Annotated in this window: 9 protein-coding genes; 4 read left to right on the top strand and 5 right to left on the bottom strand. The window is 61.6% G+C overall.

What is annotated here, in order from left to right:
- Nucleotides 1-49 precede the first annotated feature (49 nt).
- The gene (gene glnE, locus DM813_RS10655; protein ID WP_128323359.1) at nt 50-2,986 is read right to left on the bottom strand and encodes a bifunctional [glutamate--ammonia ligase]-adenylyl-L-tyrosine phosphorylase/[glutamate--ammonia-ligase] adenylyltransferase; all 2,937 of its coding nucleotides are present in this window, start codon (nt 2,984-2,986) and stop codon (nt 50-52) included.
- Between the two features lie 383 nt (nt 2,987-3,369).
- On the opposite strand from glnE, the gene aceE reads away from it, so the two are divergent.
- The 4 genes from aceE (at nt 3,370) to msrA (ending at nt 11,377) form a co-directional block, all read left to right on the top strand.
- Nucleotides 3,370-6,015, top strand: coding sequence for a pyruvate dehydrogenase (acetyl-transferring), homodimeric type (gene aceE / locus DM813_RS10650; protein ID WP_128323358.1), 2,646 nt, complete (start codon nt 3,370-3,372; stop codon nt 6,013-6,015).
- Nucleotides 6,016-6,027: 12 nt separating this feature from the next.
- Entirely contained in the window at nt 6,028-7,632 is a 1,605-nt protein-coding gene (gene aceF, locus DM813_RS10645) for a dihydrolipoyllysine-residue acetyltransferase (protein WP_128323357.1), read from the top strand.
- Nucleotides 7,633-7,950: 318 nt separating this feature from the next.
- Nucleotides 7,951-10,644 carry a putative bifunctional diguanylate cyclase/phosphodiesterase gene (locus DM813_RS10640; RefSeq protein ID WP_128323356.1) on the top strand — a complete coding sequence of 898 codons (2,694 nt, stop codon included), beginning with the start codon at nt 7,951-7,953 and terminating at the stop codon, nt 10,642-10,644.
- A gap of 67 nt (nt 10,645-10,711) precedes the next feature.
- Nucleotides 10,712-11,377, top strand: coding sequence for a peptide-methionine (S)-S-oxide reductase MsrA (gene msrA, locus DM813_RS10635; protein WP_128323355.1), 666 nt, complete (start codon nt 10,712-10,714; stop codon nt 11,375-11,377).
- A 161-nt stretch (nt 11,378-11,538) separates the two neighbouring features.
- On the opposite strand, the gene creD is transcribed toward msrA, so the two are convergent.
- The 4 genes from creD to DM813_RS10615 all read right to left on the bottom strand — a co-directional run bounded on the left by creD (nt 11,539) and on the right by DM813_RS10615 (nt 15,677).
- Nucleotides 11,539-12,873, bottom strand: coding sequence for a cell envelope integrity protein CreD (gene creD, locus DM813_RS10630; protein ID WP_128323354.1), 1,335 nt, complete (start codon nt 12,871-12,873; stop codon nt 11,539-11,541).
- A gap of 84 nt (nt 12,874-12,957) precedes the next feature.
- On the bottom strand, nt 12,958-14,391 hold the full coding sequence (gene creC / locus DM813_RS10625) for a two-component system sensor histidine kinase CreC (RefSeq protein WP_128323353.1): 1,434 nt from the start codon (nt 14,389-14,391) through the stop codon (nt 12,958-12,960).
- Nucleotides 14,391-15,074, bottom strand: a complete 684-nt coding sequence (gene creB, locus DM813_RS10620) for a two-component system response regulator CreB (protein WP_128323352.1) — start codon at nt 15,072-15,074, stop codon at nt 14,391-14,393. The genes creC and creB overlap by 1 nt, the downstream gene beginning before the upstream one ends.
- A gap of 102 nt (nt 15,075-15,176) precedes the next feature.
- Nucleotides 15,177-15,677 carry an ATP-dependent zinc protease family protein gene (locus DM813_RS10615; RefSeq protein WP_128323351.1) on the bottom strand — a complete coding sequence of 167 codons (501 nt, stop codon included), beginning with the start codon at nt 15,675-15,677 and terminating at the stop codon, nt 15,177-15,179.
- Nucleotides 15,678-15,813: the final 136 nt, after the last annotated feature.

The raw sequence follows: 15,813 nt of genomic DNA, 5'->3' as shown, positions 1-15,813 counted from the left end.
GTGTGGTCGTGGCAGGCTTCCTGCCGCCTGATTCGCCTGGTTTAACCGCTTATGTCAGGCCCAGTTCAGCCCAGATACGTCGTACTTCGCCGCGCTCCTGCACGAACTGCGAGGCATCGATCACTCCCGCCTGCTTCTGCAGGGCCTGGCGGTGTGCGGCCGAACGAAAGGCCTTGTACACCTCACGCAGCAGCACCGCATCGCTGGCGGGCATCAGCCCGGCCTGCTCAAGCTCTTCGAGAATGCGGATGTTATCGGTCCAGCGCAGCAGTGCCGGGTGGTCGTGAGACCAGGCCAAAGCGGCGTATTGCACCATAAATTCGATATCGACGATACCACCGGCATCCTGCTTGATATCGAAGGGCACCCCCGGTGCGAAGGCATTGGGGCCGGTGCCCGCAGCACTGATGCGGGTACCCAGGTTGTCGCGCATCTTGGCGCGCATTTCGCTGACCTCGGCCTGCAGCTTGGACAGGTCGCGTGCCTTGCCCAGTACCTTGGCCCGTACGGCCTCGAAGGCCGTTCCCACGTGCGGGCAGCCGACCAGTACCCGCGCCCGCACCAGTGCCTGATGCTCCCAGGTCCAGGCTTCATTCAGCTGATAGCGCTCGAAGGCACCCAGCGAGCTGACCAGCAGCCCCGACGCCCCGGAAGGCCGCAAGCGCATGTCCACATCATAGAGCTGACCGGAGTTGGTCTGGGTGGTCAGCATGTGAATGATCCGCTGCCCCAGCCGGGTGAAGAACTGGGCGCCGTCGATGGGTTTGGCGCCATCGGTTTCGGCCTGAGGGTCGCCATCATGGACAAACACCAGGTCCAGGTCCGAGCCATGGCCTAGCTCGATGCCACCAACCTTGCCATAGCCCACGATAATGAAACCCGGATCGCACAAAGTGCCATCACTGCGTTTGGGCTGACCATGGCGCGCCACGGTCTGGCGCCAGGCCAGGGCCAGTACCTGATTGAGGATGGCTTCGGCCAGCCAGGTGAGGTAATCGCTTACCTTCATCAGTGGTAGATTCCCGGCGATTTCCGACGCTGCCACACGCAGGTTATGAGCCAGTTTGAAGTGACGCAGCGCTTCCATCTGCTGCTCCAGATCGTCCTCGGGAATCCGCGTAAGCCGCTCATTCAGCTCGGCCGCAAGTTCCGGCGCCAACGGCGGGCTGTACAAGCGGCCTTCGTTCAGCAGCTCATCGAGCAGCAGCGGGAAGCGGGTGATCTGTTCGGCGATCCACGGGCTGGCGGCGCACAAAGTCAGCAAGCGACGCAGCGCCCCGGGGTTCTCGGTCAGCAGCACCAGATAGGCCGAGCGCCGGGCTACCGCTTCTACCAGTGGCAACACGCGCTCCAGTACCAGGTCCGGGTCGGCATGTTCCACCGCTTGTGCCAACAAGCGTGGAATGAAAGCGTCCAGGCGCTCACGCCCCAAGCGTTGCATGGCCCGCAGCTGCGGACTGGCACGCAGCCCGGCGAGTTGTTTGAGCGCCTTGCCCGGATCGGCGAAACCGGCTTCCTGCAACTGACGGCACGCGGCCTCTTCATTCTGGACTTCTTCCCAAAGCGGCAGCCATTCACCGCCGACAATGACCTCGCCCTCTTCGTTTTCATCCTCATCCGGATCGGCGATGACCTGACGGAAGTGCCAGTCGATGCGCCCGCGCCAATACATCAGCTGGTCACGGAAGCTCGCCCAGTTACTAAAACCGAGCATGAAGGCAATACGCACACGGTCCAGCTCATCATCCGGCAACATCTGGGTCTGACGGTCGGCAATCGCCTGGATCGCGTGCTCGGTGTAACGCAGAAATTCATAGCCTTCGCGCAGCTCGGCAACCACTGCAGGCGGCAGATAGCCCTGCCCTTCAAGGGTCGACAGGACTTTAAGCAAAGGTCGCTGTTGCAGGCTCAGGTCGCGCCCGCCATGGATCAGCTGAAACGCCTGGGCAATAAACTCGACTTCGCGAATGCCACCGGCACCCAGCTTGATGTTGTCGGCCATGCCCTTGCGCCGTACTTCCTGCTGGATCAGCTGCTTCATGGTGCGCAGCGCTTCGATGGCGGAGAAGTCCAGATAACGCCGATAAACGAAAGGTCGCAGCATATCCAGCAGCTGCGCCCCGGCCACCTGGTCGCCGGCCACCACTCGTGCCTTGATCATCGCGTAGCGTTCCCAGTCGCGGCCCTGGTCTTGGTAGTACTGTTCCAACGCGTTGAAGCTCAGGGCCAGGGCGCCGGCGGAACCGTATGGGCGCAAGCGCATATCGACACGGAACACGAAGCCATCGACGGTGATCGGGTCCAGGGCCTTGATCAGTCGCTGGCCAAGACGGGTGAAGAACTCCTGGTTATCCAGTGAGCGCTTGACCCCTTCTGTCTCGCCGCCTTCAGGGAAGGCAAAGATCAGGTCGATGTCCGACGACAGGTTCAACTCGACCGCGCCAAGCTTGCCCATGCCCAGCACCACCATCTGCTGAGGCAGACCGCTGCGATGGCCGATGGGGGTACCGAACTGCTGGCAATGACGCGGGTACAGCCATTGGTACGCCTGATCGATACACGCGTCTGCCAGGTCCGACAGGTCACGACAGGTCTGCACCAGATCAGCCTGACGGTTCAGGTCACGCCAGATTATCCGCACCTGCTGGCGGCTACGCTGGCGACGCAGGTTGCGCGCCAGCTCGTCTTCGCTCTGCGCAGCCTGCGTGGCGACGGCAATATGTGCACACAACTCGCCCGGCGCGAAACTGCGGTCGAGTTCGCCGCTGGCGACCAGATCAAGGAGCATGGCCGGATCGCGTATTGCCTGTTCGAAGACAAAATCGCTGGCTGCGGTGACCCGGGCAAACTGCGCCCAACGTTCCACCGTCCAGCTATCGAGGGATAAAGAAGGTGTCTGGGCAACGGCGTCACGCAACGATTGCTCACTGCGACTGACAAACGGCACAAGGGTGGCGGGCACTACGGCCAGCAAAGGCAGGCTCATGGACTATCCTTGATCGGCGAGAAAAGATTGGCAGCGCACGGGCGAGGAAACCCTGACCACGGTTGGACTGTCATACAAAAGTTAGAAATAGCTGAAAAATCTGATTTTCTGGCAGAAACCATCGCTGCAAACCTTTTCGCAACTTGTTTTTAACCACCGGTATCGATTTATCCCACAACCCGAACAGAGGCCACGAGCCATTTTTCTGTAGTTTTACTACTGCTTCTTCACGTCAAAAGCATGAAATGGTGATTCATTTGTAGTAAAACTACACAACGCCGGTACACTCTCCGGTAATCCAAGAATTTCATGTCGTCTGCCCAAAAGGCCAGTCGCAAACTCAGGCAACCGATTCTGGAAGCCTTTCCGCCCTGGAGCAAGCCATGCAAGACCTCGATCCCGTCGAAACCCAGGAATGGCTGGACGCCCTGGAGTCGGTTCTCGACAAAGAAGGCGAAGACCGCGCTCACTATCTGATGACCCGTATGGGCGAGCTGGCCACCCGTAGTGGCTCCCAGCTGCCGTACGCCATCACCACGCCATACCGCAACACCATCCCTGTTACCCACGAAGCACGCATGCCTGGCGACCTGTTCATGGAACGCCGCATTCGCTCGTTGGTCCGTTGGAACGCGCTGGCCATGGTGATGCGCACCAACCTGAAAGATTCGGATCTGGGCGGCCACATTTCGAGCTTCGCCTCCAGCGCCACCCTGTACGACATCGGCTTCAACTACTTCTTCCAGGCCCCGACCGAAGAACACGGCGGCGACCTGGTGTTCTTCCAGGGCCACGCCTCGCCTGGCGTCTACGCCCGCGCCTTCATGGAAGGCCGCATCAGCGAAGACCAGATGAACAACTTCCGCCAGGAAGTCGATGGCAAGGGCCTGTCGTCCTACCCGCACCCTTGGCTGATGCCTGACTTCTGGCAGTTCCCGACCGTATCCATGGGTCTGGGCCCGATCCAGGCGATCTACCAGGCTCGCTTCATGAAGTACCTGGAAGCCCGTGGTTTCATCCCGGCCGGCAAGCAGAAAGTCTGGTGCTTCATGGGCGACGGCGAGTGCGACGAGCCGGAATCCCTGGGCGCGATCGCCCTGGCCGGCCGCGAGAAGCTGGACAACCTGATCTTCGTCATCAACTGCAACCTGCAGCGCCTCGACGGCCCGGTTCGCGGCAACGGCAAGATCATCCAGGAACTCGAAGGCGTGTTCCGTGGCGGTGGCTGGAACGTCAACAAAGTGGTTTGGGGCCGTTTCTGGGACCCACTGCTGGCCAAGGACACCAACGGTGCCCTGCAGCGCCGCATGGACGAAGTCATCGACGGCGAGTACCAGAACTACAAGGCCAAGGACGGCGCGTTCGTCCGTGAGCACTTCTTCAACACCCCGGAACTCAAGGCCATGGTCGAAGACCTGTCCGACGACGAGATCTGGAAGCTGAACCGTGGTGGCCACGACCCGTACAAGGTCTATGCAGCCTACCACCAGGCGGTCAACCACAAAGAGCAGCCGACCGTTATCCTGGCCAAGACCATCAAGGGTTACGGCACCGGTGCTGGCGAAGCCAAGAACACCGCGCACAACACCAAGAAGGTCGACGTCGACAGCCTGCGTCAGTTCCGCGACCGCTTCGACATTCCGGTCAAGGACGACGAGCTGGAAAACCTGCCGTTCTTCAAACCGGAAGAAGGCAGTGCCGAAGCCCGTTACCTGGCTGAGCGTCGTGCCGCCCTCGGTGGTTTCGTGCCACAACGCCGCGCCAAGAGCTTCAGCGTACCGACCCCGCCACTGGAAACCCTGAAGGCGATCCTGGACGGTTCGGGCGACCGTGAAATCTCCACCACCATGGCCTTCGTGCGGATCCTCGCGCAACTGGTCAAGGACAAGGAAATCGGCCAGCGCATCGTCCCGATCATCCCGGACGAAGCCCGTACCTTCGGTATGGAAGGCATGTTCCGCCAGCTGGGCATCTACTCGTCCGTCGGCCAGCTCTACGAGCCAGTCGATAAAGACCAGGTGATGTTCTACCGCGAAGACAAGAAAGGCCAGATCCTCGAAGAAGGCATCAACGAAGCCGGCGCCATGTCGTCGTTCATCGCTGCCGGTACTTCGTACAGCTGCCACAACCAGCCGATGCTGCCGTTCTACATCTTCTACTCGATGTTCGGCTTCCAGCGTATCGGTGACCTGGCCTGGGCCGCTGGCGACAGCCGCACCCGTGGTTTCCTGATCGGCGGTACCGCCGGCCGTACCACCCTCAACGGTGAAGGCCTGCAGCACGAAGACGGTCACAGCCACATGATGGCTGGCACCATCCCGAACTGCCGCACCTATGATCCAACCTACGGCTACGAGCTGGCGGTGATCATCCAGGACGGCATGAAGAAGATGACCGAAGAGCAACAGGACGTCTTCTACTACATCACTGTGATGAACGAGTCCTACCAGCAGCCAGCCATGCCGGCCGGTGTCGAGGAAGGCATCATCAAGGGCATGTACCTGCTCGAGGAAGATACCCGCGAAGCGGCGCATCACGTCCAGCTGATGGGCTCCGGCACCATCCTGCGTGAAGTGCGTGAAGCGGCGAAGATCCTGCGTGAAGAGTTCAACGTCGGCGCCGACGTCTGGAGCGTCACCAGCTTCAACGAACTGCGTCGCGACGGCCTGGCCGTAGAGCGCAGCAACCGCCTCAAGCCTGGCCAGAAGCCACAGCAGACCTACGTCGAGCAGTGCCTGAACGGTCGCAAGGGTCCGGTCATTGCCTCTACCGACTACATGAAACTGTTCGCCGAGCAGATCCGTCAGTGGGTGCCGAGCAAAGAATTCAAAGTCCTGGGTACCGATGGCTACGGTCGCAGCGACAGCCGCAAGAAGCTGCGTCACTTCTTCGAAGTCGACCGTCACTTCGTCGTGCTGGCTGCACTGGAAGCCTTGGCTGACCGTGGCGAGATCGAACCGAAGGTTGTGGCCGATGCCATCACCAAGTTCGGCATCGACCCGGACAAGCGCAACCCACTGGACTGCTGAGGAGTATTTTAAGTGAGCGAACTCATTCGCGTACCTGACATCGGCAGCGGTGAAGGTGAAATAATTGAGCTGTTCGTCAAAGTCGGCGACCGCATCGAGGCTGACCAAAGCCTGCTGACCCTGGAGTCCGACAAGGCCTCCATGGAGATCCCGGCACCAAAGGCCGGCGTGATCAAGTCGCTGAAGGTCAAGCTCGGCGACCGCCTGAAAGAAGGCGACGAGCTGATGGAACTGGAAGTCGAGGGCGCCGCTGCGGCGCCTGAGGCTCCGGCCGCTGCGGCCCCGGCTGCGGCTGCACCCGCTGCCGCCCCGGCTGCAGAAGCTGCACCTGCTCCGGCCGCCGCGCCTGCTGCAGCCACCGTTCAGGACATCCACGTTCCGGACATCGGCTCTTCGGGCAAGGCCAAGATCATCGAAGTACTGGTCAAGGTCGGCGACACCGTCGAAGCCGACCAGTCGCTGATCACCCTGGAATCGGACAAAGCCTCGATGGAGATTCCGTCTCCAGCCGCTGGCGTGGTCGAAGCCGTGATTGCCAAGCTGGACGACGAAGTCGGTACCGGCGACCTGATCCTCAAGCTGAAAGTGGCTGGCGCCGCACCTGCTGCTGCACCTGCACCGGCTGCTGCCGCACCGGCTCCGGCCAAGGCTGAAGCAGCGCCTGCTGCCGCGCCGGCTGCTGCCCCTGCTGCTGTCAGCGGTGCCAAGGTTCACGCCGGCCCTGCCGTGCGTCAGCTGGCCCGTGAGTTCGGCGTCGAGCTGAGCGCCGTTGCGGCCACTGGCCCGCACGGTCGCGTCCTCAAGGAAGACGTACAGGTTTACGTCAAGGCCATGATGCAGAAGGCCAAGGAAGCCCCGGCCGCCGGTGCTACCGGTGGTGCAGGCATCCCGCCGATCCCGGAAGTCGACTTCAGCCGCTTCGGCGAAACCGAAGAAGTGCCGATGACCCGCCTGATGCAGATGGGTGCTACCAACCTGCATCGCAGCTGGCTGAACGTGCCGCACGTTACCCAGTTCGACAGCGCCGACATCACCGAGCTGGAAGCTTTCCGCGTTGCCCAGAAAGCCGTTGCAGAGAAGGCTGGCGTCAAGCTGACCGTACTGCCGCTGCTGCTCAAGGCCTGCGCCCACCTGCTCAAGGAACTGCCGGACTTCAACAGCTCGCTGGCCCCTAGCGGCAAAGCGATCATCCGCAAGAAATACGTCAACGTCGGTTTCGCCGTCGACACCCCGGATGGCCTGTTGGTCCCTGTGATCAAGAACGTCGACCAGAAGAGCCTGCTGCAACTGGCTGGCGAAGCGGCGGCCCTGGCTGAAAAAGCCCGGACCAAAAAGCTGTCGGCTGACGACATGCAAGGCGCCTGCTTCACCATCTCCAGCCTCGGTCACATTGGCGGCACCGGCTTCACGCCGATCGTCAACGCGCCGGAAGTGGCGATCCTCGGTGTTTCCAAGGCCACCATCCAGCCAGTCTGGGATGGCAAAGCCTTCCAGCCGAAGCTGATGCTGCCGCTGTCGCTGTCTTACGATCACCGCGTGATCAACGGTGCAGCCGCTGCGCGCTTCACCAAGCGCCTGGGCGACCTGCTGACCGATATCCGCACCATGCTGCTGTAATGCTGTTTCCTGTCTCCTCCTGCCGGAGGAGACAGGCTCCCTTTTCGAGCTGCCACGCTCGTACCTCAACCCCGTCACTTTGGCGGGGCTTTTTTTGCCTGCGATTTATGCGATTTGCTGCGCTTGTGAGCCGACAAAGCCGGTTCCCAAGGGAGCTACGCTGTTTTCGGGTCAAGAAATCATTCGCTACGCCGATATACAGTCATTAGAACGCCGCTGTATCGCTTGTCAGCCATCGATGCATGATGCAACCTTGCCAAACCGCGTAGCAGCACTTTGCCCAGCCCGCGCCAACCGCCTTATTGAAGCGAGCTCTCAATGAAAAGCCATTCCGATGCCGCCAGCCGTATGGCGGCCGAGGTCGTGACGCAGTTACCCGTGCCCTCGCGGCTCGGCATGCTGCGTTTCGAACGGCTGAATGAGGCCAGCTGGGCCCTGCTGTACCTCGACCCTGCCTGCGAACGCCAGTTCGGCATGGCGGCGGTCGACCTCTGTGCCCTGGTCGGCTCGCCCTATGCCAGCCTGATGGAGCCCGAGGCGCGCTACAAACTGCACGATGACATCCAGCAGCAACTGGCTGATCGCCCGAACTACCGGGTGCGTTATACCCTGCACACCGCACAGGGCCCGCTGCACCTGCTGGAGCTGGGTGAGGCCTACAAACAGCACAATCGCCAGCTGCTGCGCGGCTACCTGATGGTGGTCGACAGCCTGTCGGACGATGCCCCGAACCTCAGCGCAGTCGACCTTGAGACCCGCAACAACCGCCTGCAGATTGCCTTGCAGCTCAACCAGCAAGCCCAACAGGAACAGCTCGAACACCTGGAGCGGGTACGCGCCCAGCAGGAGCTGATCCTGCACCTGGCGCGCCATCGCTACAGCGCGAGCAATTCACTGCTCGAAGCCGCCGAGCTGATCACCCGCAGCGCCTGCGAGATCTACAAAATCGACTGTGCCAGCATCTGGTACCTGGAAGGCCAGCGCCTGGAGCCGATCTCCGCGTACTACCGCGAAGCCCAGGAGTACTGCCTGCCCGAGCCCATCGATGCCAGTCGTTTTCCCGACTACCTCGAGGCCTTGCATACCAGCCGGGCGATCGACGCACACAACGCCAGCCATGATCCACGTACCCGGGAAATGGCCGAAAGCCTGCGCCCGCGTGACATCAACGCCATGCTCGATGCCAGTATTCGCATCGATGGCCAGGTGGTCGGCGTGCTCTGCCTGGAACACACCGGTTCGGCGCGGGCCTGGCAGTCAGACGAAATCGCCTTTGCCGGTGAGCTGGCCGATCAGTTCGCCCAGGTCATCAACAACCACAACCGGCGCACTGCCACCAGTGCCCTGCACCTGTTCCAGCGTGCCGTAGAGCAAAGCGCCAACGCCTTTTTGCTGGTTAACCGTGACGGCGTGGTGGAATACGTCAACCCAAGCTTTACCGCCATTACCCAGTACAGCACCGACGAGGTGCACGGCAACCGGCTCTCGGAACTACCGGCGCTGGAAAACCTCAGCGAGCTGTTGTTCGACGCCACCTCAAGCCTGGCCCTGAGCAACAGCTGGCAAGGCGAGTTCAAAAGCCGACGCAAGAACCTCGAGCCCTACTGGGGGCAGTTGTCGATTTCCAAGGTCTACGGTGATAACCGCGAGCTGACCCACTACATCGGCATCTACGAGGACATCACCCAGAGCAAGCTGGCCCAGCAGCGCATCGAACGCCTGGCCTACACCGACAACCTGACCAGCCTGGGCAACCGCCCGGCGTTCATCCGCAACCTCGACGAACGCTTTGCCCGCGACAGCGACAGCCCTATCTGCCTGCTGCTGGTAGACATCGACAACTTCAAGCGGATCAACGACAGCCTCGGTCACCAGACCGGTGACAAGCTGCTGATCAGCCTCGCCCGGCGGCTGCGCAACAGCCTCAGTGCCGACGGCAGCCTGGCGCGCTTTGCCAGTAACGAATTTGCCGTGTTGCTGGAGAACACCGACCTCAAGAGCGGCCAGCAGATTGCCCAGCAGCTGCTGCGCACACTCGACAAACCGATGTTCGTCGACAACCAGTTGATCAACGTCACCGGCTCCGTGGGCCTGGCCTGTGCCCCCCTGCACGGCCGCGACCCGCAGACCCTGATGAAAAACGCAGGCCTGGCCCTGCACAAGGCCAAGGCCAACGGCAAGCACCAGGCGCAAGTGTTCACTGAAGCCCTGAATGCCGAAGCCAGCTACAAGCTGTTCGTCGAGAACAACCTGCGCCGGGCCCTGACCCAGAACGAGCTGGACGTGTTCTATCAGCCCAAGCTGTGCCTGCGAAGCGGCCGCCTGTTGGGCCTGGAGGCCCTGCTGCGCTGGAACCACCCGGACAAGGGCATGATCCGCCCGGACCAGTTCATCAGCGTGGCCGAAGAAACAGGCCTGATCATCCCGATCGGCAAGTGGATTGCCCGCCAGGCCTGCCGCATGAGCCAGAAACTGCGCACCGAAGGGCTGGGCAACCTGCAGGTGGCAATCAACCTTTCGCCCAAGCAGTTTTCCGATCCGGACCTGGTCGCCTCCATCGCCAACATCCTCCAGGAGGAGGCGCTGCCAGCGCACCTGCTGGAACTGGAACTGACCGAAGGCCTGCTGCTTGAAGCCACCGAAGACACCCACCGCCAGCTCGACCAGCTCAAGCAGCTGGGCCTGACCCTGGCCATGGACGACTTCGGTACCGGTTACTCTTCGCTCAGTTACCTGAAGAAGTTCCCGATCGACATCATCAAGATCGACCGCAGCTTCATCCATGAAATTCCCGACAACCAGGACGACATGGAAATCACCTCCGCCGTGGTGGCCATGGCCCACAACCTCAAGCTCAAAGTGGTTGCCGAGGGTATCGAAACCGCCGAACAACTGGCCTTCCTGCGTCGCCACCGCTGTGACGTTGGCCAGGGCTACCTGTTCGACCGGCCGATTCCGGGCGCGGAACTGGTGAACAAGCTCAAGCGCTATCCGCGCGGCCCGAGCGACTGACAGCGGCGTAACACTCGGGCACACTACGACTCTATCCCTACACACCCTGCCTTTAGAGGAGTGGGTCATGGTCCTGCGCTCGGAGATTCTCGTGAACAAAAACGTCCTGCCTACCGCGGAACAGGCGCTGCCTGGCCGTGAAACCCCGATGGCCCTGCCGGAAAAGCACTTCGTCTTCAAAGACACCCCGCTGCTTGGCCCGTTCTTCGAGAACGTCGACTTTGCGATCTTTGGGCTGGGTTGCTTCTGGGGTGCCGAGCGCCGTTTCTGGCAGCGTGAAGGCGTGGTCAGCACCGTGGTCGGCTATGCCGGCGGCTTCACCCCGAACCCGACCTACGAAGAAGTCTGCTCGGGCCTGACCGGCCACACCGAAGTCGTGCTGGTGGTGTTCGACAAAGACAAGGTCAGCTACCAGGAACTGCTGGCCATGTTCTGGGAACTGCACAACCCGACCCAGGGCATGCGCCAAGGCAACGACATCGGTACCCAGTACCGCTCGGTGATCTACTGCACCAGCCCCGAGCAACTGGAACTGGCCCTGGCCAGCAAGCAGGCCTACCAGGCCGAACTGACCAAGGCCGGCTTCGGCGAGATCACCACCGAGATCGACCAGGCCCCGACTGTCTACTTCGCCGAGGCCTACCACCAGCAATACCTGGCCAAAAACCCGGAAGGCTACTGCGGTATTGGCGGCACCGGTGTTTGCCTACCGCCTAGCCTGCAAGGCAACTGAGGATAAACCCCAGGTGAGCGCTTCGCGCTCAATCGCAGGCTGTCGCCGGCTCCCACAGGTTCGAGTTACATCAGCCCTGTGGGAGCTGATTTCTGTCGTCCAGATGTCAGCGATACCCTCTGCCAAAACCCGCCCCTGGCACCTTTCCTCCCGCAACCCGCTCATTGCAGTTTCCCCTGGCCAACGCTGTACCAGTCCAGGCGCCGGGTCAGGACCATGAACACACCCAACAGCCCGAACAGCAACAGTGCCCCCATCAGCAAGGCATAGTCTTCGGCGCTGAGCAGGCCGTAGAGCATCGCGTAGAGCATCGCCAAACCGCAGGCAAAGCCCATCGCCCGCCATGCGCTGCGCAGCACATGGCTGAGGTAGAAACCGATCAACAGCACGCAAGCCGTAGCCGACACCCCATACGCCACACCAAAGCCCAGGTGCTCGGACAACGACAGCAACAGCAGGTAGAACAACGCCAGCGCCGCACCGACCAGCGCGTACTGGATCGGGTGCACGCTGAGGCTCCTGAGCACCTCGAAGAGGAAAAAGCCGGCAAAGGTCAATGCAATGAACAGCAGGGCATATTTGATCGCCCGGTCGCTCTTGAGGTATTGATCCACCGGATCGACAAAGCTCACGCCAAAAGTGCGGCCGCGCAGCTCGTCACAGCTGCCCTGGCTCGCACACAGGCTCAATGCGTCTTCCAGGTTGGTCGAGAAAAAGGATGCCTGCCAGCGCGCACTGAAGCCCTGGGCGTTGACCTCCCGCTCAGCGGGCAGGTAGCTGCCGACAAAGCTCGGGTGTGGCCAGTTGGCCTTGAGGCTCACCGTACTGGTACGCCCTACCGGCACCACATGCAGCTGACCGGTGCCCTGCAAGGCCAGGTCGAAGGCATAGTCCAGGCGTGTTTGCGCCTGACCGTCGAGGTGCTCCAGCGGCACATGCACCCCGCCGCCCAACCAGCTCAAACCAGTGCCCGCCTGAAAATCCAGGGTCTGGCCATTGAGCGTCAGGCTCAGGCCCTTTTCGATGCCACGGATGTCACTGACCCCCACTGCGATAAACGGCGTGTCAAAGCGGTATCCCTCTAGATCATCGGTAACCCCCCAGTTGGCCGGCACCTTGAACTGGCCGCTGATGCGGTTGTCGGCATGAAACAGCCGCGCTTCGTAGATACCCCGTGAGCGCAGCTCGGTCTGGGCAGCACCCTCGAGCTCGAAGGTCTCCGGCAGAAAATACAGAAAGCCACTGTTCTCTTTGGCTTCCTGAAAGGTATGGCCGTCCTGGGTAAGCCAGCTCTTCACTGTTTTGCGGTACGGCACGACCAGCAGCGGCCCGCTGATCTGCTGGCTGAAGCTTGAGCTCTGGGCAATGTCCTGCACCACGCTGTCGCGCAATGCCTGACGCTCGCTGATCAGGTTGCCGATCATCAGCAACGGGATCAGCAGCAAGACAATCAGGAAGGCTATCGCGCCCAGTTTGAAGCTGAGGGTTCGGTTCATGTATGCGGCTCCGGTTTCGATGCGCAGAGTCTGCGCAGCCGATAAGGAGCCTGCGTGCAGCGATTGTGGAGTTTGTGTGGAGAATCAGCTCAGGCGGTTGGCCGCCAGCCACAGGCGCACGCGCACACCGTCCTCGACGTTGGCCACCTCTAACGCACCACCATGCAGTTGCATGACCTCTTCGACGAAATTCAAACCAAGGCCTGTGCTTTTGCGCCCGCTGCCCGGTCGCGGCAGCGAATAAAAGCGCTCGCTGACCCGGCCCAGCGCATAGTCGGGAATCGCTTCGCCCTGGTTGTACAGGCTCAATGCAACCCGCTCGCCGCGTCGCTCCAGCTCAAACACCAGCAGCCCGCCTGGGCCAGTGAAGTCCAAAGCATTGTCCAGCAGGTTGCCAATTGCCTGGCGCATCAGGAACGGCTCGCACAACAGCTGGATGCCGGTGGGCACACGTTGGCGCACCTGCAAGCCATTGCTTTCGATCCGTGCGCTCTGGGCGACCAGCAATTCATCGACCAGCGCCGCCAGCGCCACCTGGTGCTGTTGCTCCAGGGTTTGCATCTGCTCGACCTGGGCCAGGTTGAGCAAGCGCTCGATCAGTTGCTGCATGCGTGCACTTTCACGCTCGATATTGCCGGCGAAGCGCTCGCGCTGCTCATCCGGCATCGGTCCCTGCAGCAGCTCCGAAGCGCCGCGAATGGCGGCAAGCGGGCTCTTGAGCTCGTGGGTCAAGGTGTGAACATAACGCTCAACGTAGTCCTTGCCGTCCAGCTGGGTGCGCATGCGCTCCACCGCCGCCGCCAACTGCCCCAGTTCACCGCCGCGATAATGGGGCAGCGCCATCCGCTCGCCTTCGCTGACCGCCTGGGCGTAACGGGTCAGGCGCCGCAGCGAGCGCGCCAGCCACCAAGACAAGGCCGCCCCCACCAGCAAACCCAGCCCGATCAGGCCCAGCCCCAGGTACAGCAAGCGTTGTTCGGCGCGATCGATATACGGCTGCAACGACGAGTTCGGCTTGGCGACCGTCACCACGCCGATAATGTTGCCTTCATCGAGAATCGGCGCCGCCACGTGCATCACCGACGACTCCGGATCGTCTGGGTTCGAGCGGGTCGAACGCGCACCATATTCGCCGCGCAAGGTCAGGTACACATCGTTCCAGCGCGAGTAGTCCTGGCCCACCGCTTCGCCGCTGGAGTCGAGCAGGACGATGCCCTTGGCGTCGGTGACATAGATGCGGTGGTTAACCTGGTTTTTCGGCAAACCCCAGATATCAGCCCGCGGCTGTCGCTTGCCATAGGCACGCAGCAAATCGGGCATGCGGCCCTGGCCCAGGGTGCCACCTTTGACGTCGTCATGGAGGATTTCGGCCAGCAGGTTGGCAGTGTCCACCAGGGTTTCTTCGGCAGACTGGCGCACGCCGGGGCGGATTTGCTCGCGCACGGTGTTGAGAACGAAATAGCCGGTCAGCCCGACAAACAGGAAGTACACCAGAAAAATCCGGATGCCCAGGCGCATCAGCGGTGGCTCGGGCTGTAGCTGTAACCCACGCCGCGGTGGGTCTGGATCGGCTCGGCGTCCACCGCCACCTGGCGCAACTTGGCCCGCAGGCTTTTGATGTGGCTGTCGATGTTGCGCTCATAGCCGGCATCTGCCGGCACGCCGACGGCATCGAGCAATTGCTCGCGGCTGAACACCCGCTCGGGTTGTTCCAGCAGGCACTGCAACAGCCGGAACTCGTGGCGGGTCAGGCTCAGTGGCTGACGGTGATAGAGGATCTGCATACGCACAGTATCGACCTCAAACGGCCCCTGCGCACGGCCTTCAGGCTCGCTGCGCGGCGCTATGCGTTTGAGGATCGCCCGCACCCGGGCGGCGACTTCGCGCGGGCTGAAGGGTTTGACCACATAATCGTCGGCGCCGATTTCCAGGCCCACCACCCGGTCGATTTCCCCGTCGCGGGCACTGAGGAACATCACCGGCACCTCACTGAAGCGACGCAGTTGGCGGCAGGTTTCAAAGCCGCTTATATCCGGCAGGCCGATGTCCAGAATGATCAGGTCGGCGGGGTGCAGTCGTTGCTGCTCCAGCGCGGCACTGCCCAGCGTTACCCAATGCGTGCTGTGGCCATCACCCTGCAAGGCAAAAATCAGGGTGTCGGCGATGGCGGCTTCGTCTTCGACAATGAGTATGTGGGGCATCTTTAGCGGCAAGCCTCAAGCTGCAAGCTTCAAGTAAAAGCGGATCGCGTGAACTTACACTGATCTGCCTTGGCTTGCAGCTTGCCGCTTGCCGCTAAGCCATCAGCAATCCGGCTTACCGGCAGTGAACCGGCGTGCCGGGTTGACCGCCGCCTTGAACTCTCGCAAGGCTTTGGCACCAATCAGCAGCGGGTAATTGAAGCTGCTGCGGTCGGTCAGGTTGACCTCCACCGTGCGCTTCACGTCGCCCAGGCATAGTTCCAGCTCGACCACCGGCCGCCGCGCCGCCTCGGCGGTTTCACCCTCTTCCTCTTCATCGGAGCGCGCCTTGATCTTGCTGATCCGCGCCAGCTTGTGCTCATAGACCTTGTCGCCGGCACCGTCGGTGGCCAGACGGAATCGCACCCAGTCCTCACCATCACGGGTGAAGCGCTCGATATCCTTGGCCGACAACGAGGCGGTCAGGGCACCGGTGTCCATCTTGGCTTTGAGGGTTTCGCCGATTTCCGGCAGGGCGATGTATTCATAGCGGCCATACAACGTAGGCTCGGCGGCCATCACCGGCAGCGCCAGCGCCGCCAACAGGGCAAGCAGTTGTTTCACGAGTCGACTTCCTTGATAGGGGACAGTGCTTAGACTGCACAGATGGCATAGGTTCGTTTTCACAGGGTATCCAACACAATGTGAAACATTTGTCTCACCCACCGGGCATTGGACATTTGGCGTAGTACTTCTGCCT

The sequence above is a fragment of the Pseudomonas alkylphenolica genome, assembly GCF_004025535.1.
Lineage (GTDB): Bacteria > Pseudomonadota > Gammaproteobacteria > Pseudomonadales > Pseudomonadaceae > Aquipseudomonas > Aquipseudomonas alkylphenolica_A.
Note: the sequence above shows the minus strand (reverse complement) of the source record. Positions and strands in the feature narration are given on the sequence as shown.

Excerpts from the sequence above, each read along its gene's own strand:
- msrA (WP_128323355.1), top strand. The coding sequence starts at position 10,712 with ATGGTCCTGCGCTCGGAGATTCTCGTGAACAAAAACGTCCTGCCTACC.
- DM813_RS10640 (WP_128323356.1), top strand. The coding sequence starts at position 7,951 with ATGAAAAGCCATTCCGATGCCGCCAGCCGTATGGCGGCCGAGGTCGTG.
- creD (WP_128323354.1), bottom strand. The coding sequence starts at position 12,873 with ATGAACCGAACCCTCAGCTTCAAACTGGGCGCGATAGCCTTCCTGATT.
- creC (WP_128323353.1), bottom strand. The coding sequence starts at position 14,391 with ATGCGCCTGGGCATCCGGATTTTTCTGGTGTACTTCCTGTTTGTCGGG.
- creB (WP_128323352.1), bottom strand. The coding sequence starts at position 15,074 with ATGCCCCACATACTCATTGTCGAAGACGAAGCCGCCATCGCCGACACC.
- glnE (WP_128323359.1), bottom strand. The coding sequence starts at position 2,986 with ATGAGCCTGCCTTTGCTGGCCGTAGTGCCCGCCACCCTTGTGCCGTTT.
- aceE (WP_128323358.1), top strand. The coding sequence starts at position 3,370 with ATGCAAGACCTCGATCCCGTCGAAACCCAGGAATGGCTGGACGCCCTG.